This is a genomic window from Cupriavidus sp. 2KB_3, assembly GCF_052115685.1.
In the GTDB taxonomy this organism is placed as follows: domain Bacteria; phylum Pseudomonadota; class Gammaproteobacteria; order Burkholderiales; family Burkholderiaceae; genus Cupriavidus; species Cupriavidus campinensis.
Window position 1 is genome coordinate 1 of the sequence record NZ_JBFRHD010000007.1, and the last position, 18,790, is coordinate 18,790.

At 66.4% G+C, this 18,790-nt stretch carries 14 protein-coding genes and 1 rRNA gene; 7 read left to right on the forward strand and 8 right to left on the reverse strand.

The features are described 5' to 3' along the window. Nucleotides 1–101 (forward strand): 5S ribosomal RNA (gene rrf, locus AB4120_RS08790); the annotation flags it as partial. Between the two features lie 60 nt (nt 102–161). Here the strand turns inward: rrf and AB4120_RS08795 are convergent. The 7 genes from AB4120_RS08795 to AB4120_RS08825 all read right to left on the reverse strand — a co-directional run bounded on the left by AB4120_RS08795 (nt 162) and on the right by AB4120_RS08825 (nt 8,215). Then, nucleotides 162–1,379 (reverse strand): aromatic ring-hydroxylating oxygenase subunit alpha, encoded by a 1,218-nt coding sequence (locus AB4120_RS08795; protein WP_149138216.1) that lies wholly within the window; start codon nt 1,377–1,379, stop codon nt 162–164. Nucleotides 1,380–1,470: 91 nt separating this feature from the next. Continuing rightward, nucleotides 1,471–2,223 (reverse strand): siderophore ferric iron reductase, encoded by a 753-nt coding sequence (locus AB4120_RS08800; protein WP_149138215.1) that lies wholly within the window; start codon nt 2,221–2,223, stop codon nt 1,471–1,473. Next, complete coding sequence (locus AB4120_RS08805) at nt 2,223–4,061, reverse strand: IucA/IucC family protein (RefSeq protein ID WP_392388556.1); 1,839 nt, start codon at nt 4,059–4,061, stop codon at nt 2,223–2,225. The genes AB4120_RS08800 and AB4120_RS08805 overlap by 1 nt, the downstream gene beginning before the upstream one ends. A gap of 19 nt (nt 4,062–4,080) precedes the next feature. Continuing rightward, entirely contained in the window at nt 4,081–4,704 is a 624-nt protein-coding gene (locus AB4120_RS08810; RefSeq protein WP_187645280.1) for a GNAT family N-acetyltransferase, read from the reverse strand. Further along, a complete protein-coding gene (locus AB4120_RS08815) occupies nt 4,694–5,944 on the reverse strand; it encodes an MFS transporter (RefSeq protein WP_149138212.1) in 1,251 nt (416 codons plus the stop codon). Before AB4120_RS08815 ends, AB4120_RS08810 begins: the two co-directional genes overlap by 11 nt. A gap of 3 nt (nt 5,945–5,947) precedes the next feature. Further along, nucleotides 5,948–7,366 (reverse strand): lysine N(6)-hydroxylase/L-ornithine N(5)-oxygenase family protein, encoded by a 1,419-nt coding sequence (locus AB4120_RS08820; RefSeq protein WP_149138211.1) that lies wholly within the window; start codon nt 7,364–7,366, stop codon nt 5,948–5,950. Nucleotides 7,367–7,657: 291 nt separating this feature from the next. Further along, nucleotides 7,658–8,215 (reverse strand): sigma-70 family RNA polymerase sigma factor, encoded by a 558-nt coding sequence (locus tag AB4120_RS08825; RefSeq protein ID WP_149138210.1) that lies wholly within the window; start codon nt 8,213–8,215, stop codon nt 7,658–7,660. 378 nt (nt 8,216–8,593) lie between these two features. On the opposite strand from AB4120_RS08825, the gene AB4120_RS08830 reads away from it, so the two are divergent. The 4 genes from AB4120_RS08830 to AB4120_RS08845 all read left to right on the forward strand — a co-directional run bounded on the left by AB4120_RS08830 (nt 8,594) and on the right by AB4120_RS08845 (nt 15,552). Then, nucleotides 8,594–8,998 (forward strand): endonuclease, encoded by a 405-nt coding sequence (locus tag AB4120_RS08830; protein ID WP_187645279.1) that lies wholly within the window; start codon nt 8,594–8,596, stop codon nt 8,996–8,998. A 745-nt stretch (nt 8,999–9,743) separates the two neighbouring features. After that, nucleotides 9,744–10,913: an efflux RND transporter periplasmic adaptor subunit gene (locus AB4120_RS08835; RefSeq protein WP_149138209.1), complete on the forward strand. Its 1,170-nt coding sequence runs from the start codon at nt 9,744–9,746 to the stop codon at nt 10,911–10,913. A 26-nt stretch (nt 10,914–10,939) separates the two neighbouring features. Further along, complete coding sequence (locus tag AB4120_RS08840) at nt 10,940–14,086, forward strand: efflux RND transporter permease subunit (protein WP_149138208.1); 3,147 nt, start codon at nt 10,940–10,942, stop codon at nt 14,084–14,086. Next, entirely contained in the window at nt 14,083–15,552 is a 1,470-nt protein-coding gene (locus tag AB4120_RS08845; protein WP_149138207.1) for an AdeC/AdeK/OprM family multidrug efflux complex outer membrane factor, read from the forward strand. The genes AB4120_RS08840 and AB4120_RS08845 overlap by 4 nt, the downstream gene beginning before the upstream one ends. Nucleotides 15,553–15,600: 48 nt before the next feature. Here AB4120_RS08845 and rocF read toward each other — a convergent pair whose 3' ends face one another. Continuing rightward, nucleotides 15,601–16,503: an arginase gene (gene rocF, locus AB4120_RS08850; protein WP_149138206.1), complete on the reverse strand. Its 903-nt coding sequence runs from the start codon at nt 16,501–16,503 to the stop codon at nt 15,601–15,603. Between the two features lie 137 nt (nt 16,504–16,640). On the opposite strand from rocF, the gene AB4120_RS08855 reads away from it, so the two are divergent. Together AB4120_RS08855 and AB4120_RS08860 are read left to right on the forward strand one after the other, a co-directional pair. Further along, complete coding sequence (locus tag AB4120_RS08855) at nt 16,641–18,254, forward strand: MFS transporter (RefSeq protein WP_149138205.1); 1,614 nt, start codon at nt 16,641–16,643, stop codon at nt 18,252–18,254. A gap of 58 nt (nt 18,255–18,312) precedes the next feature. Next, a complete protein-coding gene (locus AB4120_RS08860) occupies nt 18,313–18,774 on the forward strand; it encodes a MarR family winged helix-turn-helix transcriptional regulator (RefSeq protein WP_149138204.1) in 462 nt (153 codons plus the stop codon). The last annotated feature ends 16 nt before the right edge of the window (nt 18,775–18,790 follow it).

Consider the following 18,790-nt stretch of genomic DNA (forward strand, 5'->3'; position numbering starts at 1 on the left):
GCGAGTCGGAACCACCCCTTCCCATCCCGAACAGGACCGTGAAACGACTTTGCGCCGATGATAGTGCGGACTACCCGTGTGAAAGTAGGTCATCGCCAGGCTCTTATACCCAAAACCCCCAGCCCCAAAAGGCTGGGGGTTTTGCTTTTTGGGCGTTCGATTCAGCACACGGCACGCGCAATCGGAATCGTTCGCCGTGGCGTGGCCGCTGGTTCGCGTACCGGCATCGGTGCTGCGACCGGCGTATCCATCAGCTTCCGATACCAGCCGTGGAAATGACGCATGCCGTCTTCCAGCGGCGTCTGATATGGACCCGCATCGGTCTTACCTTGCCGATATAACGCGCGCCGGCCGGCGTCTACGCGCTCGGCAATCTCGTCGTCCTCGATCGCCGTTTCCATATAGGCGGCGCGATGCGCCTCCACCAGTTCACGGTCGAATGCGGCCAGCTCCTCCGGGTAATAGAACTCGATGACGTTCATCGTCTCGTGAACGCCCTTGGGATATAGCGTCGACAACACCAGCGCGTACGGGAAGACCTCGATCATATGGGTTGGATAATAAGTCGCCCAGATCGCGCCGAAGTCAGGTACGCGGCCGTCGCCGTAAGCGAGCAGTCGCTCATGCCAGGTTCGATACGTGTCGGTGCCCGCGATCTCCAGCGTCGGGTGTACGTCGATCCGCTGCACGCTGTACCAGTCCCCATATTCCCAACTCAATCCCTCGCTATGCACGTAGCGGCCTAGGCCCGGGTGGAAGGGGCCGATGTGATAGTCGTCGTTATAGATCTCGACGAAGGTCTTCCAGTTGCAGTCGCAACGGTGCATTTCCACGTGATCGAGTACGTAGTCGCCAAAATCGAGTTCCGGCCGGTCGAACAGGCCGCGCAGGTCGTGGGCGGCATTGCGCGGGCCCTCGAACAGGAAGCCATTCACGTTCTGGAGCGGAAAGCGCTCCAGGTTCCGGCATGGTTTTTCAGGAAATTGCGGTGCGCCGATCAACTGGCCGCTGTTGTCGTAGGTCCAGCCATGGAGCGGGCAGACGATGTTGCCGCCGCGCTCGCGCAGGTTGCCCTGGCCGTTGCCGGCAGTCGCGCCGGGTCCGTACTGGCCGAGCATAAGCGCCTGCCGATGCCGGCAGACGTTCGAGATCAATTCCACGCCATGGTCGGTGCGCACCAGGACGCGCGCGTTGTCTTCATGGCCCAGCGCGCGCCAGTCGCCCTGGTCGGGGACCATGCGGTCGTGGCCGATATAGGTCGAGCTGCGCGGGAAGATGCGTTCCATTTCCATCGCAAACACATCGTCATCGCAATAACTTGCTACCGATAATTGCAGGGCCTCCGCTTCGAAGTGGGAGGACTGACTCAGATCGGACATGGTGTTCTCCTTGCACGGATGAGCGCCGCCGCGTATGGCGGACGCATACGAGGAAAAATCAGAAAAAAGCGAGAGGTAGGACGCGGGCGGGCTAGGGCCCGTCGCGGGCAGCGAGTCGTGCCAGGCGCTCGGGCACGCGCTGGCGCGGGCAGGTGGTACACATCTCGCCGTCGGCGCGGCGATAGTGGAGGCAGCAACCCTTGCGGGCGAGCGCGAGCCGTTCTGTACCGCCGCCGTCGCGGAAGGTGAGGAAGCCGCATTCGCCGCCGAGACCGATGGCTTCGAGCCAGCGTTGTCCCAGCGCATGCATGCGCGGCGTATCCCAGTCGATGCGCTCGCGCTGCACGCACAGCAAGGCGCCGAGTACGCAATCGGCCAGCAATCTGCCGGCGGCCTTCACCGGCAGCGGGCCGACGTCCCGCCATTGCGCATGCAGCCGGGTCCAGCCTTCCGCGATCTGGCGGGCGACGCGCCGCAGCCCGTCATCTTCCGCGTCGAGCCGCGGCGCATGCGGCGCGATGCGGAAACCGTGGATGCCCCCCGCCTCGGTGCGCTGGGATAACGCCGAAAGATCCGGCGCGCACGCACAGCAATGCACGCCGACCACGCCGAGGTACACCGGCTGCCAGATATGCAATCCCCAAGCGCGAAGTGACCAATAGTGGGCTCCGGCTTCGGGATGGTGCGCGCCGAGGTGCCGCACCATCGGTGCGATGTCCTCGGCGCGTGCCTCGCTCCACGCGCGCCCGTTGCCGATCTCGCCGATCGTACCGTCGAGTCCCGGCACCACGCGCGCCGCCGTGGCCAACAGTGCGTGGAGCCGGTCCGGCGCGGGCGCGAGCATCAGGCAGCCGCCTTGGTGTCGGCGGAGCGGGCGCGGCCGGCCACCGGGTTGGGCAGCGACCCCGCCATGGTCAGGCTCGATGCCGGATCCGCCAGGTTCACCATCTGCAGGTTGTTCTTGAGCTGCAGCCGGTTCAGGCACGAGTGCAGGAAGTCCGGCGCGAAGAAGTCGTAGCGCGCGAATTTGTGCTGCAACTCGGGATGCGCCGCCTGGTAGTCGTGCGCGCTGTCGGCCACCACCTGCCAGAAGTCATCCTCGGAGCAGCTGCCGCCCTCCACCAGGATCTGCGCCATGTGCCGGAACACGCCGTCGAATACGTCGATGAAGATACCGAGCAGCTTGTAGTTCTCGGGCACGTCCACGGCGAGCCGCTGGATGCCTTCGGGCAGCACCGCGTCCTTGTTCAGGATGGCCGACTCCTCCGCGATGTCCTTCATGAACACGCGCGTGACGGTGTGGCCCTCCAGCACCAGGATCAGGTTCTCGCAGTGCGGCATGAACACAAGGTCGTGCGCGTAGAAGCAGTGCATCAGCGGTTCGAGATAGGCACGCAGGTACTGGCGCAGCCACGTCCGCGCGGAGAGCCCCGAGCGGCGGATCAGCGCCGGCAGCAGGGCGTCGCCCTGCGGGTCGGTGTGGAGCAGCGCGGCCATCGTCATCAGCCGCTCGCCCTCGCGGAGCTTGCCGAGCGGGCTTTCACGCCAGAGCGCGGACAGCATCTTCTTGTAGGGGCTGTCCATCTCGAGCGCGGCCTCGTAGTAACGGTTGCGATAGCCGACGGACGCCACCTCGCGCAGGATGCTGAAGCCGTAGCCGCGCAGCGTGGCATCGTCGTTGATCAGTCCGTCCAGAAAGGCGTTGATGGCGGGCGTGCCAGCCATGTAGTACGGCGACAGCCCGCGCATGAAGCCCATGTTCAGTACCGACAGCGAGGTCTTCACATAGCACTTGTCCGGCCGGGACGCGTTGAAGTACGTGCGCACCGACTGCTGGGCGGTGTACAGGTCGTCGCTGTAGCCGAGTGGGATGATCTTGCGATTGGCCACATCGGCGGCAAACGCGATGCTGAGCTTGTTGAACCACTGCCACGGGTGGGCCGGCATGTAGAGGTAATCCTCGGGCGCCACGTCGGCCGCCTCCAGCGCCTGGCGGAACGCGGCCAGACGGGCTTCGCCCAGTTCGCTCGCCATGTGGGCCTCGTAGTCCAGCCCGGGAATGCTGGCGAAGTGGGCGTTGTCACGATGCACTGCCAGCCAGATCACGGCGAAGCGCGAGCCGGTTTCCGGGGCGAAGGCGCGGTAGTCCTCGGCATCGAAGCCCAGCCGGCCGTTGTTCGCCACGAAGCCCGGATGGCCTTCGATCATCGCCCACTCATAGGTCTGGAAGTCCGCGTCGAGCAGGGTCTCGGCGCTCGGCGCCTGCGGGTTGTGCTTGTAGGCGGCGCCGAACAGGGTGCTGCTGATCTCGTCCAGGTAGATCGGCAGCTTGTCGGCGGGAATGCCGAGCGTGTGCTTGAAGTCGTTGATGAAGGTCAGCGCGTCCAGCGGCGCGTTGGCGCCGTCGAGCACGCGCTCGATGCTGGCCGGGTCGATGCGCCAGTGGCGCAGGGCCATCGGCTGGCCGTCGAAGGTGTAGTGGCAGTTGGGCGTGTCGGCGTCGATGCGGTAGCGGGTCCAGCCGTCTGCATCGGCCGCGCCTTGCGCCGCCGGCGTGATGACCACCTCGTGCGCGTATTCGGCGATGGCCTTGCGCACGAGCAGGCGGTTCACCTTGGCCCAGACGGCCGGTTCGAGGTGGTTGACCACGTGGCGCGGCTCGCGCGTGGTCTGGGCTTGCAGCGTGGCGTGGATGGTGGCGTCAAGCGGGGCGTTCATCGGTGAAATCTCCTCGGATGGATCGTTCGAAATCGGGGCGGGTGCAGAAGGCCAGCCAGGCGGTCTTCTGCGGCAGGGTGATCTGGCGGTCGTAGGCGAAGCCCACAGCGCGGTTCAGGGCATGGACCTTGTCGTTGCGCGCGTCGGGCTCCACCACTACGCGCTGGGCGCCCAGCGTGTAGAGGGTGTGCGCCATGACGTGGCGCAGCACGTCGCGCGTGAAGTGGCGGATCGGCGCGGCCGGCGGGCCGACGAAGAAATGCATGCCGATGTCGCTGGCGCGCGGCGCGAAGTGCGCGCCCACGGGCTCGTGCGCGGGGTTGTAGCATTCGATCAGGAAGGCCGGTGCCCCTTCGCAGAGGCCCATGTAGGCACCGCCGTGGCCGTTCGCGAGCAGGTCCGCGTAGAAGCGGCGGGTCTCGTCCAGCGTCAGGTCCTGCATATTCCAGAAGCGCGCGTAGTCCATGGTGAACCAGCGATGGAGCAGGCCGATGTCATGGTCGAGCGACAGCGCCCGGATCGTCATGCCCGGATGGAGCAACGGGCGCAGCGTGGCCGGAATCGGCTCCGCGCCACCACGGGTGATGTCCCAGCGGTCAGCTTGCATGGGGGGCTCCCGCAAGTCCGGCGGTGTCCGCCGCATTGGTCTCAGGCAGCGCGGCCGGCGCCGCGTGGCGGCGGTCCACGCCGAAGCTCCAGCGGTCCAGCGCGGCGGTCAGCAGCATGCCGGCGGCGGCCAGTACGAAGGTGACCTCGATGCCGAAGCGGCTCACGATCAGCCCGGCGCCGAACGACGACAACAGCACCCCCAGGTTCTGGAAGAAGTTGGCGATGCTGAAGTCCTTGGCGTAGGCGTCCGGTGTGCTGACCTTGAACAGCGTGACCTCAAGCTTCACGATGACCTGGAACAGCGACCACCCATACAGGCAGCGCCCGATCAGCACCAGCGCCGGTGACGGCGCCGCCTGCAACAGTAGGCCCACCGTGCCAAGCAGCAGGTTGCCGAGCGTATGGTCGAGCAGCTTGCGCCCGTCCCGCGTGGCCCGCTTGTTGGCGATCAGCGCCACCAGCGCGACCACGCCCGGAATCGCGAACACCAGTCCCGTCAGCATCTGGTTGTGCATGCCGGAGATCTGCTCCCAGTACACCGAGAAGAACGGGCGGACGAGGTAGGCGCTGAAGTCGAACAGCAGCATCAGCAGGCTCAGGCGCAGGATCAGCCCCAGCGTGCCGCGTCGCGCCGTGCTGGCAGGACTGCCCGCCGCCGGCTGGGCCGCATCGGTGCCCAGCACGCGCACCACCCGGCCGGTGCGGATCAGGTAGATGCACAGCGCCATCTGTACGAAGTCGCCGGCGGCCATCATCCACAGGCAGGTGCGCGGGCCGAACTGCTGGAGTGCCATCCCGCCCGCCATCGCCCCGAAGATGCCACCGATATGCACCACCACCGACAGCAGGCCAATGGTGGCGCCGTGCGTCTCGGCTTTCTCGAGCCGCATCAGGTACGGGAACATCAGCAGGTAGCTGCTCTTGGTCATGAACATCAGCATGGTCAGCACCCAGAAGGCGGTGACCGTCTCCGCCCATGCGCTCAGCGCGCCGAAGGTGCCGGCCACGAGCTGGGTGTAGACCAGCAGGTGCATGGTCTCTACACGCCGCGCCACGCGCGCCCAGAACGGCAGCGTGCACATCACGGCGATGGAGATGGCGGCGATGTAGGCGCCCACGTGCACCGGGCTGGTGATGCCGTAGCGCACTTCGAAGAACTGCGGGTAGAACGCGATCAGGATGGCGTCGCTGATGACGCCAAACGCGGACATGATGACGATGGTGAGTCGCAGGCTCATGGTCTATCCCGCCACCGTGACCCATTGCGCCAGCGCCGGCTGCGGCGGATGGGCCGGCAGGGGCGTGCCATTGCCGGGGGCCGGCACGGTTGCCGCGGCTTCCGCCGCGTCGATCCGCTCGAAGCCGCTGTTGGCGCGCGGGGCGAAGTCCTGGAACGTGGTGCGTGCCTCGGCGCGATAGTGGTCCACGCCGGTCAGCGCGTGCAGCAGCCGCGCATTGCGATGGCAAGCCATGCCCAGGTCCGGGTTGGTCAGGCCGTGGCTGTGGAAGCCCGCGTTCTGCACGAAGATCTCGTCGCCATGCACGTCCACCGCGAAGTTGCGCGCCTGCTGGTAGCGCCCAGCCGCGTCCCAGCGGATGCGTTCGCGAATGCCGTCGATGAAGGCCGGCACGCGATTCGTGTAGCCGGTGGCCATGACCACGCCGTCGGCCGCGTGGCGGTAGGCGTCGCCCAGGTCCATGTGACGAAACGTCATCTCGTACTGGCGCGCGGCGGGGTCGAAGCGCATGCCGTCCAGCGCGAGGTTGGTCAGCAGCTGCGTGCGGGCCCCGGCGCGGTGGCGCTTCTCGTCGAGCGTGTCGTAGATCTGGTCGATCAGCGTCTTGTTGATGCCGTTGTAGATGCTGCGCTGGTCCTCCAGCACGCGCGTCTTCACCGACTCGCCCAGGTCGTAGAAGTGGTCGCTGTAGGCGGGCGAGATCAACTCCAGCGTGAGCTTGGCGTTTTCCATCTGGAAGAAGCGCGGCGAGCGGGTCACCCAGTTCAGCGTGTAGCCGTGGGTGTCGCAGTCCTTGAGCAGGTCGTGGTAGACCTCGGCGCCGCTCTGGCCGCTACCAATGACGGTGATGGTGCGGCGCTGCTGGAGCCAGCGCTTGTTGGCGAGATAGGCCGAAGTGTGGATCGGCGCGGGCTCGCCCGCGCAGCAGGCGGGCAGGTTCGGCGTGCTGCCGATGCCGAGTACGAGCCGCCGCGCGCGATGTCGGAACGGCGTGCCGGTGTGGGTGTCGACGCCGCTCACCACATAGCCGGGCAGGGACGGGTCATGGCGGATGTCGAGCACGTCCTGCCGATAGCGCACGTTGGGCAGCTGCCCGGCGGCCCACTTGCCGTAGCGGTCGTATTCCTGACGCGTCAGGTAGAAGTTCTCGCGGATGTAGTAGTGGTAGATGCGGCCCTGCTGCTTGCAGTAATTCAGGTAGCTGAAGCGGCTGGTGGGGTCTGCCATCGACACGAGATCGGCCAGGAATGGGTTCTGCAACGTCGTGCCGTCCACGAGCATGCCCGTGTGCCAGCCGAACGCTTCCTTCTTCTCGAGGAACAGGCTGCGTACGCCGGGCAGCGGATCGGCCAGGCACGCGAGGCCGAGATTGAACGGGCCCAGTCCGACGCCGATAAAGTCATAAGGATCTTCATTGCTCATGTTTAGCCCTGGTGGATCGCGAAAACAGAAAGGCTTCCGCAGTGGAAGGGGGATATCCATCAAGACGAATGGCCTCGTAATTCGTTTAGTTCGGCCATGTCATTCACTTAAAACATGCGGGGCTGTGCGGGCTCGCGTCATCAAAGCCGTGCTACGCGTGCACGGGCACGCGCGAGGCACGCATGACGCGTGCACGTGTGGCGTTTCAGGAAAACGGATGGAGGGCGGCGCGCGTGGCGTCCGCCGCGCGTCCGGAGGGGCAGCGCGCGACGTGCATCGCGCAGCCAGGAATCAGCGCGCGATATTCATCGCGCTGAGGGCGCTGCGCGCATCCTGGAGGATGAAGTTGACCATCGTGGCCGAGATGCCCAGCCGCTCGGCAATGCGCTTCTGCGTCTGGTCCTCGTAGTAGTACTGCACCACGGCGTCGCGCGTGCGCGAGGGCAGGCGCCGCATCGCGTTACGCAGGCAGGTGGCCTGCTCCTGTGCCATCGCGATGCAGTCCGGCGAGTTGGTGTCGAGCGGTGCGTCCTGCTCGGGAACATCGCCGATGAATAGCCGCTTCTCCAATTGTTGGCGCCGGTAGCTATCCAGCGCGAGATTGCGCACCACCCGGCTGATGTAGCTGGCCTCGCAACGCAAGGCTTCGGGGCAGGGGTCCTGGCAGAGCTTGAGAAACGCGTCGTGCAGCACGTCCTCGGCCTGACAGGGGCAGCCCAGAATGCGGGTGGCCACGTGTAGCAGGCTGCGCCGTTGGGCGATGAAGGTGTGGAGAACCGTGCCGGGCGCATCGTGCGCAGGAGGCGTGTCTGCGCGGGCAGGGGGCTTGCGATCGTCGATCACTGTCATGTGAACTCCATGGGAAGGGCCATGCGTTCCCCTGGCGGGGATGTACCGTTTTCAACGAGGCGCCCATCCTAAAGTAAATGCGAATCGTTCTTATTAATGACCGTGCCGAACAAATGGTCACTGAGGGCGAAACCTGAAGGCAGACTTAAATGCCGTGATATGCGGGGCAGATACGTCTTGTTACACGCACGTTGCCGACAGGGCGCCAATGCATGGCTTACCCATCGGTTGTAATTCCGGAGCGCCGGCCAGACGCCACGCGGCCTCCGGGGCGCCTGGCACCGCACAAGAGCGACCGGCACGGCTTTCGCTACGTCATGAAGGGAGCGGTGGAGATTTCCTTCCCGCCGCAATCGATTCGCCATGTGGAGGTAAGCCATGAAGACGATGAAGACGATGCGGGCCAGCAGTGTGTTGGCCGCCGGGGCGCTGGCGTTGATGTCGGTGTCGGCGCTTGCGCAGATGACGCCGGGCCCGCGCGACCCGTACACGCAGGGCGGTGCAACGGCCACGCCAATCGATCCTTCGACCAGCGGCGCGCGCGCGGGCGACAAGTTCGATCCGTACTCGCAGGGCGCCGTGCAATCGACGCGACAGGATCTGGCCCCGCAGCAACAGCAGCAGATGCAGATGTCCTCGCAACAGTACGATCTCGTGCCGGGAGCGGCGACCACGACCAATCGCACTTACGGCTCCGCCGCCTACCAGGGCGACATGCGCTGGACCACGCCCAACCTCGGCCGGCCGCTGGGCCAGCGGAACCGCTATCTGGACGGCGCCTGATCTCGCTGGATGGATCGACAATAAGAAACGCCCCCGGTCAAACGGGGGCGTTTCTTTATTGCAGCCTGGAAGCGTTCGTCTCGAACGTCGTAAAAGTGCTACATAATCCACTGAAAGTGACCCCGCCCTATCCCCCGCCTTTTATTTCAGTGCATTACACGACAAGTCCTGTCATCCAGATTCTTCTTCAAGCTGGTACGATGACGCGCAACTCGTCATTCGGCTATGGAACTCGTTGCAGTCCAGTGAGCCGAATGCTGCATTGCATCACGACGGCGACGGCTTCCCTGGAGGAGACGGTTGTCTTTACCCTAATACATGGGGTGCCGCCGTGCACTGCAGACATTACCGTGGCAATGCGCCGCCAGCAGGCATCGGGAAAACCGATTATTGTGGCGGCCGGCAAGACGTAGCGCGACGTTCAGATCGGCGCGCGGGCTTGCGCGAAGCACGGTGATCCGGACAAGCGAAGCAACGTGCAGGACATTTCAGAATACGGGGAGCAGGGCGGTTCCACGAACCCCCTGCGGCCGGATACGCGCGCGCGGCGCGGCCGGTCTTGTGTTTTCCTCCAGGCCAGCAAATGGCGAAAGCAGGGGCCCATGGCGACAATCCGCTGAACCCGACGACCGAATTTCGTGCCGGCGACCCGGCACGCCACTTGCGTCCACGCGCTGCGCCGTGGCGCCCGCCTGGTCTACGGGGCCAGGCCACATCATTCCGTTTCATCCTCGAGGAAATCGCTATGCAAGCAATGCGCGCCAGGCGTGCTTTGATTCCGGGCATGCTGGCCATCGCCGTCTCGGTCCTTGCCGCCTGTGGCAAGGAAAACAAGGCGCCCGCAGCCCAGACGCCCGAAGTGAAGGTGGTCACGCTGAAGGACGAGACCGTGACGCTCGACTCGTCGCTGCCGGGCCGGACCACGGCCTTCCGTATCGCCGAAGTCCGCCCGCAGGTGGACGGCATCATCCTGAAGCGGCTGTTCGTGGAAGGCTCCGACGTCAAGCAGGGCCAGCAGCTGTACCAGATCGACCCCGCCACCTATGAAGCCACGGCCAAGAGCGCCGATGCCACGCTGGCGTCGTCGCGCCTGCTCGCGGAGCGCTATGGCCGCCTGGTGGGCGAGGAAGCGGTCAGCAAGCAGCAGCACGACGAAGCCAAGGCCGCCTACCTGCAGGCCCAGTCGACGGCGGACCGCGCCCATATCAACCTGCGCTACACCAAGGTGCTGTCCCCCATCTCGGGCCGCATCGGCCGCTCGGTGGTCACCGAGGGGGCACTGGTCACCAACGGCCAGGCCGCCGCGCTGACCACCGTGCAGCAGCTGGACCCCATCTACGTGGATGTGACGCAACCGTCCACCACGCTGCTGCGGCTGCGGCGCGAACTGGCCGACGGCCGGCTCCAGGCCGCCGGTGCCAACGCTGCCAAGGTGACGCTGAAGCTCGAGGATGACAGCACCTACTCGGAGGCGGGCCGGCTGGAGTTCTCCGAAGTGTCGGTGGACCCGAGCACCGGCTCGGTAACGCTGCGCGCGGTGTTCCCGAACCCGCGCCACGAACTGCTCCCGGGCATGTTCGTGCACGCGCGGCTGGCCGAAGGCGTGAAGACCTCGGCCATCCTGGCGCCACAGCGCGGCGTCACGCGCGACCTCAAGGGCCAGGCCACCTCGCTGGTGGTCAATGCCAACAATGAAGTCGAGCAGCGCGTGCTGAAGACCGACCGGACGATTGGCGACAAGTGGCTGGTCACGGACGGCCTGAAGGCCGGCGACCGCGTCATCGTGGAAGGCCTCCAGTTCGTGCGCCCCGGCGCCAAGGTCAAGGCCACGGAAGCCACCGCCACCGCCGCTACGGCCCCCAATGCCGCCTCGGCCCCGGCCGCCGCTTCCGCGCCTGGCGCGGCCAAGTCCTGACCGGGACCGACGCATGAGGAATCGCCATGTCTAATTTCTTCATCGACCGGCCGATCTTTGCCTGGGTGATCGCGCTGGTCATCATGCTGGCTGGCGGGCTGGCCATCCGGTCGCTGCCCATCAACCAGTACCCGGCCATCGCGCCGCCGACCATCGCCATTTCGGTGAACTACCCCGGCGCGTCCGCGCAGACCGTGCAGGACACGGTGGTGCAGGTCATCGAACAGCAGATGAACGGGCTGGACAAGCTGCGCTATATCTCGTCGGAGTCGAACTCCGACGGCAGCATGACCATTACCGTGACGTTCGAGCAGGGCACCAGCCCGGACATCGCCCAGGTGCAGGTCCAGAACAAGCTCGCGCTGGCCACGCCGCTGCTGCCGCAGGAAGTGCAGCAGCAGGGTATCCGCGTGACCAAGTCCGTGCGGAACTTCCTGGTCATCGTCGGCCTGGTGTCGACCGACCCGAGCCTGACGCGGGAGGATCTGTCTAACTACATCGTCTCGAACCTCCAGGACCCGATCTCGCGGACCTCGGGGGTGGGTGACTTCCAGGTGTTCGGCTCGCAGTACGCCATGCGCATCTGGCTGGACCCGGCCCGGCTCAACAGCTACCAGCTGGCGCCGCTGGACGTGAGCAACGCCATCAAGGCGCAGAACGTGCAGGTGGCCTCCGGCCAGCTGGGCGGCCTGCCGGCCGTGCGCGGGCAGCAGCTCAACGCGTCGGTGATCGGCAAGACCCGTCTCCAGACCGCCGAGCAGTTCGGCAACATCCTGCTGAAGGTCAACCCGGACGGCTCGCAGGTGCGCCTCAAGGACGTGGCCGACGTGGGCCTGGGCGGCCAGGATTACAACATCAACGCGCAGTACAACGGCCGCCCGGCCTCGGGTATCGCCATCCGGCTGGCCTCGGGCGCCAACGCGCTGGATACGGTGAAGGCCATCCGCGCCACGCTGAACCAGCTCGAGCCGTCGTTCCCGGCGGGCATGCAGGTGGTGTTCCCGTACGACACGACCCCGGTCATCGCCGATTCGATCCACGAAGTGGTGAAGACGCTGCTCGAAGCCATCGTGCTCGTGTTCCTGGTGATGTACCTGTTCCTGCAGAACTTCCGCGCCACGCTGATCCCGACGATCGCCGTGCCGGTGGTGCTGCTGGGCACCTTTGGCGTGCTGGCTGCGTTCGGCTACTCGATCAACACCCTGACGATGTTCGGCATGGTGCTCGCCATCGGCCTGCTGGTGGACGATGCCATCGTGGTGGTGGAGAACGTCGAGCGGGTGATGTCCGAGGAGGGGCTGGGGCCGAAGGAGGCCGCCCGGAAGTCGATGGGGCAGATCCAGGGCGCGCTGGTCGGTATCGCGCTGGTGCTGTCGGCCGTGTTCCTGCCGATGGCGTTCTTCGGCGGCTCCACGGGCGTGATCTACCGCCAGTTCTCGATCACGATCGTCTCGGCGATGGTGCTCTCGGTGCTGGTGGCGCTGATTTTGACCCCGGCGCTGTGCGCGACCATGCTCAAGCCGATCGAGAAGGGTGACCACGGCGAGCACAAGAAGGGCTTCTTCGGCTGGTTCAACCGCAGCTTCATCCGCTCCACCCAGCGCTATGAGCGCAGCGTGGTCGGCATCCTGAAGCGGCGCGTGCCCTACCTGATCATCTACGTGCTGATCGTGGCCGGCATGGCCTTCCTGTTCACGCGCATCCCCACCTCGTTCCTGCCGGAAGAAGACCAGGGTGTGCTCTACGCCCAGGTGCAGACCCCCGCCGGCGCCACGGCGGAGCGCACGCAGGCGGTGCTCGACCAGATGCGGAACTACCTGCTCAACGACGAGGGCAAGATCGTCAGCTCGCTTTTCACCGTGAACGGCTTCAACTTCGCCGGCCGCGGCCAGAGCTCGGGTCTGGCGTTCATCCTGCTCAAGCCGTTCAAGGAGCGCGAGGGCGACGCCACCAGCGTGTTCGACCTGACCAGGCGCGCCCAGGCCAAGTTCAGCACCTTCCGGGACTCGCTGGCTTTCGCCTTCGCGCCGCCGGCGGTGCAGGAGCTGGGCAACGCCACCGGCTTCGACTTCTACATGCAGGACCAGGCCGGCCTGGGGCATGACGCGCTGATGGAAGCCCGCAACAAGTTCCTGGCGCTGGCCGCCAAGGACCCGGCGCTGCAACGCGTGCGTCCGAACGGGCTGAACGACGAGCCGCAGTACCAGCTCGAGATCGACGACGAGCGCGCCCGCGCGCAAGGCGTGTCGCTGGCGGACATCAACAGCACCATCTCCATCGCCTGGGGCTCCAGCTACGTGAACGACTTCATCGACCGCGGTCGCGTGAAGCGCGTCTACCTGCAGGGCCGCCCCAACGCGCGCATGAATCCGGAAGATCTGGACAAATGGTACGTGCGCAACGACAAGGGCGACATGGTGGCGTTCTCGACCTTCGCCACCGGCAAGTGGGGCTATGGCTCGCCCAAGCTCCAGCGCTACAACGGCGTGCCGGCGGTGGAAATCCTCGGCGAACCGGCGGCGGGCAAGAGCTCCGGCGAGGCCATGGCGGCGGTGGAAGCCATCATGAAGCAGATGCCGCAGGGCATTGCCTACTCGTGGACCGGCCTGTCGTACGAAGAGCGGCTGTCGGGCTCGCAGGCGCCAGCCCTCTACGCGCTGTCCCTGCTGGTGGTGTTCCTGTGCCTGGCCGCGCTGTATGAAAGCTGGGCGATTCCGTTCTCGGTGATGCTGGTGGTGCCGCTCGGCGTGGTCGGCGCGCTGCTGGCGACGATTGGCCGGGGCTTGTCCAACGACGTGTTCTTCCAGGTGGGCCTGCTGACGACCATCGGCCTGTCCGCCAAGAACGCGATCCTGATCGTGGAATTCGCCAAGGAGCTGCACGAGCAGGGCAAGAGTCTGGTCGATGCAGCCGTGGAGGCGTGCCGGATGCGCCTGCGGCCCATCATCATGACCTCGCTGGCGTTCATCCTGGGCGTGTTCCCGCTGGCGGTGTCGCAAGGCGCCGGCTCGGGCAGCCAGCACGCCATCGGTACCGGCGTGATCGGCGGCATGCTCACGGCCACGGTGCTGGCCATCTTCTGGGTGCCGCTGTTCTTCGTGGTGGTGAACGCGCTCAAGGAGCGCCGCCAGAAGCACGATTCCTCCTCCCTGGAAACGGGGGCCAAAGCATGAGACAAACGCTAATCAGCATGGCCGTCGCCGCCACTGCGGCGCTCGCGGGGTGCAGCCTGATCCCGACCTACGAGCGTCCGGCGGCGCCGGTGGAGGCCGCCTATCCGCAGGGCGATGCCTACCCGGCCGCCAATGGTGCCGGCCAGGTGCCACCGGCTGCGGAACTGGGCTGGCGAGACTACTTCGCCGACCCGCGCCTGCAGCGGCTGATCGAAGTCGCCCTGCAGAACAACCGCAACCTGCGCGTGGCGGCCCTGAACATGGAGGCGTACCGCGCGCAATACCGCATCCAGCGCGCGGACCTGTTCCCGCAGGTGGGCGTGGTGGCAGAGGGCACGCGGCAGCGCGTGCCGGCCGATCTCTCCAGCACGGGCCAGCGGGTCATCAGCAGTTCGTATGGTGTGTCGTTGGGCACCACGGTGTGGGAGATCGACCTGTTCGGCCGGCTGCGCAGCCTGAGCCAGGCGGCGCTGGAGCAGTACTTCGCCAGCGACGAAGCCCGCCGCAGCACGCACATCGCGCTGGTGGCCAGCGTGGCCAACGCCTACCTGACGCTGCGCGCCGACGAGGCGCAGCTGAAGCTGACGCGCGAGACGCTGGGTACCTACGAGCGCACCTACAACCTCACGCGCCGCAGCTACGAGGAAGGCATTTCCTCGCGGCTGGACCTGCGCCAGTCGCAGACCCAGGTGGAGAACGCGCGGGCCTCGCTCGCCCGCTATACGCGGCTGGTGGCGCAGGACACCAACGCGCTAACGCTGCTGCTCGGTGCGAGCCTGCCGGCGGACCTGCCCGAAGGGCTGCCGCTCGAAGGCAAGCTTGTGGCGGACGTGCCGGCGGGTTTGCCCTCGGATCTGCTCCAGAACCGCCCGGACATCCTGGCCGCCGAGCACCGCCTGCTGTCGGCCAACGCCGATATCGGCGCGGCGCGGGCGGCGTTCTTCCCGAGCATCTCGCTGACCGCCTCGGCGGGCACGGCGAGCCGCCAGCTGTCGGGGCTGTTCGATGCCGGTTCCGGCACGTGGCTGTTCTCGCCGCAGATCAACCTGCCGATCTTCACGGCGGGCAGCCTGAGCGCCAGCCTGGACTACGCGCGGATCCAGAAGGACATCAACGTGGCGACGTACGAACAGACCGTGCAGTCGGCCTTCCGCGAGGTGGCGGACGGGCTGGCGGCGCGCGGCACGTACACGGAGCAGCTTGAGGCGCAGGTGCGCCTGGTGGAGGCGAGCCGGGACTACTTCCAGCTTGCCGAGGGCCGCTATCGCACCGGGGTGGACAACTACCTGACGCTGCTCGACGCACAGCGTCAGCTGTTCGCGCAGCAGCAGGTGCTGATCGACTCGCGCCTCAACCAACTGACCAGCGAGGTCAACCTGTACAAGGCGCTGGGCGGTGGCTGGAACGAGGTGACGGGGCAGGCGGCGAACAGCGCCGGCGCCGGCACGCGCCCCAGCGGCAGCTAGCCGACCCGCAGGACAACCCTCTCCCGTCCGCGGGAGGGGGGTCTGGCACTACAGCGTCGACTTCCCGAACAAACTCTCCAGCAGGTCTACCACCAGTTCGGCCGTCTGGTTGTGGACGTCCCGGGCCGGGTTCAGCTCCAGGACATCGAGCGACCCCAGTGCCCCGGTATCCTCGATCATCTCCAGCGCCAGATGCGCCTCCCGATACGTCGGCCCGCCGCGTACCGGCGTGCCCACCCCGGGCGCGATCTGCGCATCCAGGAAATCCACATCGAAGCTGACATGCAGATGCGTATTCGCGTCGATGCCGGCGAGCGCCTGCTCCATCGTCTGGCGCATGCCGTTTTCGTCGATATAGCGCATGTCGTAGACCGTCAGCCCCAGCTCGCGCAGGCGCAGCTTCTCCCCGGCATCCACGCTGCGGATGCCCACCTGGCGGATCGACTGGGGCGACATGGCCGGCGTGACGCCGCTCAGGGCGGTCAGAGGCGCGGGGCCGTCGCCGCACAGGCAGGCCACCGGCATGCCGTGGATATTGCCGGTGGGACTGGTGCTGCCGGTGTTGGCATCGGCGTGGGCATCGAGCCATAGCACCAGCAGCCGCCTGCCGGTCTCGCGGCAGTGGCGCGCGGCAGCGCTGATCGAGCCGATGGCCAGGCAGTGGTCGCCGCCCATCAGCAGTGGCATCTGGCCACTGGCGAAGCAGCCGTAGGCGGCGTCGAACACCAACTGATTCCAGGCCAGCACTTCCTGCAGGTGGCGCATACCTTCGACGGGAAGCTGGCCAGGGTTGCCCGGGCCGCTCAAGTTGCCGAGGTCGGTCACCTGCAACCCGTTGCGGGCCAGCGCCCCGGCAATATCGGCCACGCGCAGGGCCTCGGGCCCCATCGAGGTGCCACGAATGCTTGCCCCAACATCGGTGGGCGCGCCAATCAGCGTGACAGGCTGCATGAGAGACTCCAGGGGTTGCGGCTCCCACTCATATTAGGTGTTGTGCCGCCGCCGCTCCATGGTGGCATGTTGCCCTGCAAATTAAGGAAATTTCGACCTATAATCATTGACCACACAACGATTGATCGGGCAATAGAATGACTTCCGCGTCACAAGAAGGGCAGGGCGCTCCACATTCGTCCGGCAACGGGCAAGTGCTGCCGTTCCGGGAATCGCTGCTGGCGATGATCGGCATCGCCTTCGTGGTGATGCTCGTGGCGCTGGACCAGACCGTGGTGGCCACCGCGCTGCCGACGGTGGTCGCCGAACTGCAGGGTTTCGAGTACTACGCCTGGGTGGCCACGGCCTACCTGCTGACCTCGGTTGTCACCGTGCCGATCTTCGGCCGGCTGGGCGACTACTACGGCCGCAAGCCATTCGTGCTGGTGTCGATCGTGGTCTTCCTGGTGGCCTCGGTGCTGTGCGGCATGGCGCCCAGCATGCCGTTCCTCGTGGCGGCACGCGCGCTGCAGGGCATTGGCGGCGGCATGCTCGTCGGCACCGCCTTCGCCTGTATTCCCGATCTGTTCCCGGACCCGCATGTGCGCCTGCGCTGGCAGGTGATGATGAGCACCGCGTTCGGGCTTGCCAACGCCATCGGCCCGTCCATGGGCGGCGTGCTGACTGAATGGTATGGCTGGCGTGCCGTCTTCTATATCAACGTGCCGGTGGGCCTGCTCGGCCTGTTGTTCGCGTGGCGCTACCTGCCGCACCTGCGCCATCAGGCGCACAAGGGGCCGATTCGGGTGGACTGGCTGGGTGCGCTGCTGATTGCGGCGGGGCTCGGCTGCCTCCAGCTTTCGGTGGAATGGCTGCCCGAGCGTGGGCTGGACATCGTGACGATTGGTCTGGCCGTGCTGTCCGTGGCGTCGTTCGTCGGCCTCTGGCAGTGGTCGCACCGCGCGGCGGACCCCCTGCTGCCGCTCGACATGTTCCGCAATCCGGCGCTGGCCTCGCTGTTCGTGCTTGGCGTCCTGGGCGGCTTCGCCATGTTCGCGCTGCTGCTCTACGCGCCGCTGCTGTTCCAGGGCGGGTTTGGCTATTCGCCGAAGGAGGCCGGGCTGCTGGTGACGCCGATGGTGGTCTGCATCACCATCGGCAGCATTCTCAATGGCCGCATCATCACGCGCATTCCGGTGCCGAACAGCATGCTTTATGCGGGATTCGCGCTGCTGGCGCTAGCCTGCCTCGGTTTGTCGCAGGCCACGCGCGGCATGCATCACATGGTGCTGCTCGGTACCATGCTGCTGGCCGGCCTCGGGCTCGGCTTCGTGCTGCCAAACCTGACCGTGTTCGCCCAGCAGACGGCGGGCCGGGCGCACCTCGGCATTGCAACGGCGATGTTGCAATCGTTGCGGATGGTGGGCGGCATGGTCGGTACCGCGCTGGTTGGCACCATGGTCACGCGCAGCTATACCGGCGGCGTGGAGCGCGCATTGCAGGCGGCCGGCGCGTCGGACTGGGCCGGGCGGATGACCGACCCCCAGATCCTGATCGACAAGACCGCGCAAGCAGAATTGCTGACCAATCTCCAGGAGGCAGGGCACAATGGAGCCCTGCTGCTCGAGCAGGCGCGCGTATCGCTCGTCGGGGCCATCCATCTTGGCCTGCTCGTGGCGGCGATTGCGGCCCTGGTGGGGCTCTGGTGCGTGCGCCGGGTCCCGCCGGTGACGCTGACGCGGGTGCAGGAGCCCGCGATGGCAGCCGATTGATCCGCCTGAGATCACGGCGCCCCCGCGGATGCAAGCGTCCGCCTAAAGGAGATTCGGAGTGGAACTGGAGCGACAAAGCCTGGCCGTATTGCAACAGTTTGGACGCACTTACCGCGCCTACGCGGCGGCGTTCGAGCAGCGCATCGGTCATCCGCTGCCGCGCTGGCGCATCTTGTCCGCGCTGCATGGCCACGAGGGCCCCATCGCGCAAAAGCCGCTGGCGGACCGCGTCGGCATGGACCCCGGCGCACTCACGCGCCAGTTGAAGGCGTTGCAGGAGCTGGGCTGGATCGAGCGCACCACGAGCGAGCGCGACAATCGCATGACCAATGTCACGCTGACCCCGCTCGGGCGCGATATCGTCGATCAGGCCCTGCCGCGCCGCTCGGCCTTCCTCCAGGACGTGCTGGCCGATGTGTCCGAGACGACCATGCACAACCTTTCCAAGGGGTTGGCGCAGCTCGAGGCGGGGATTGCCGATGCGGCGGCCCGCACCCTGGCCGAGCGCGACGCCGCCTGAGCCCGCCCCCCGTCCC

Excerpts from the sequence above, each read along its gene's own strand:
- AB4120_RS08795 (WP_149138216.1), bottom strand. The coding sequence starts at position 1,379 with ATGTCCGATCTGAGTCAGTCCTCCCACTTCGAAGCGGAGGCCCTGCAA.
- AB4120_RS08800 (WP_149138215.1), bottom strand. The coding sequence starts at position 2,223 with ATGCTCGCGCCCGCGCCGGACCGGCTCCACGCACTGTTGGCCACGGCG.
- AB4120_RS08810 (WP_187645280.1), bottom strand. The coding sequence starts at position 4,704 with ATGCAAGCTGACCGCTGGGACATCACCCGTGGTGGCGCGGAGCCGATT.
- AB4120_RS08815 (WP_149138212.1), bottom strand. The coding sequence starts at position 5,944 with ATGAGCCTGCGACTCACCATCGTCATCATGTCCGCGTTTGGCGTCATC.
- AB4120_RS08820 (WP_149138211.1), bottom strand. The coding sequence starts at position 7,366 with ATGAGCAATGAAGATCCTTATGACTTTATCGGCGTCGGACTGGGCCCG.
- AB4120_RS08825 (WP_149138210.1), bottom strand. The coding sequence starts at position 8,215 with ATGACAGTGATCGACGATCGCAAGCCCCCTGCCCGCGCAGACACGCCT.
- AB4120_RS08830 (WP_187645279.1), top strand. The coding sequence starts at position 8,594 with ATGAAGACGATGAAGACGATGCGGGCCAGCAGTGTGTTGGCCGCCGGG.
- AB4120_RS08835 (WP_149138209.1), top strand. The coding sequence starts at position 9,744 with ATGCAAGCAATGCGCGCCAGGCGTGCTTTGATTCCGGGCATGCTGGCC.
- AB4120_RS08840 (WP_149138208.1), top strand. The coding sequence starts at position 10,940 with ATGTCTAATTTCTTCATCGACCGGCCGATCTTTGCCTGGGTGATCGCG.
- AB4120_RS08845 (WP_149138207.1), top strand. The coding sequence starts at position 14,083 with ATGAGACAAACGCTAATCAGCATGGCCGTCGCCGCCACTGCGGCGCTC.
- rocF (WP_149138206.1), bottom strand. The coding sequence starts at position 16,503 with ATGCAGCCTGTCACGCTGATTGGCGCGCCCACCGATGTTGGGGCAAGC.
- AB4120_RS08855 (WP_149138205.1), top strand. The coding sequence starts at position 16,641 with ATGACTTCCGCGTCACAAGAAGGGCAGGGCGCTCCACATTCGTCCGGC.